The sequence below is a fragment of the Photorhabdus sp. RM71S genome (assembly GCF_042879355.1).
Lineage (GTDB): Bacteria > Pseudomonadota > Gammaproteobacteria > Enterobacterales > Enterobacteriaceae > Photorhabdus > Photorhabdus kayaii.
The window spans coordinates 1-420 of sequence record NZ_JBHFKV010000209.1 but is presented as its reverse complement, the minus strand read 5'-3'; the positions used below and the strand labels follow the sequence as shown (position 1 = coordinate 420).

At 47.4% G+C, this 420-nt stretch carries 1 protein-coding gene; it reads left to right on the top strand.

The features are described from left to right. Positions 1-47 precede the first annotated feature (47 nt). On the top strand, positions 48-420 hold a 373-nt coding region (locus tag ACGF5R_RS24550), incomplete at its 3' end, for a helix-turn-helix domain-containing protein (protein WP_387693258.1).

The following is a 420-nucleotide window of genomic DNA, read 5'->3' as shown; positions in this document are numbered from 1 at the left end:
GATCTGATCAATCGCTAAAAATCACAAACCCCAAAACGGACTGAGCGATGCCCATCATAGCACCCATCCCCCGAAATGAACGACAGCAGATGAAAAAACTTATCCATAAAACCCGTGATAAGGATTATGCCCGCCGATTAATGGCATTATTAATGCTACATGAAGGTCATACGGTGACTCCTGTCGCCAAAACCCTGCATGCTGCACGTTCTTCGGTTAATCGCTGGATTCACTGGTTTACCTTGTATGGCCTGGAAGGGCTGAAAAGTTTACCCGCCGGCAGGCCCATTGTCTGGAATTTAGCCCCGTTCTATCCGCTCTTGTCTTTCTTATTGCAGCACTCGCCTCAAGATTTTAGCTATCTTCGCTCACGCTGGAGCCTGGAGCTCATCACTCAGACTATCAATCAATTGCTCAAGT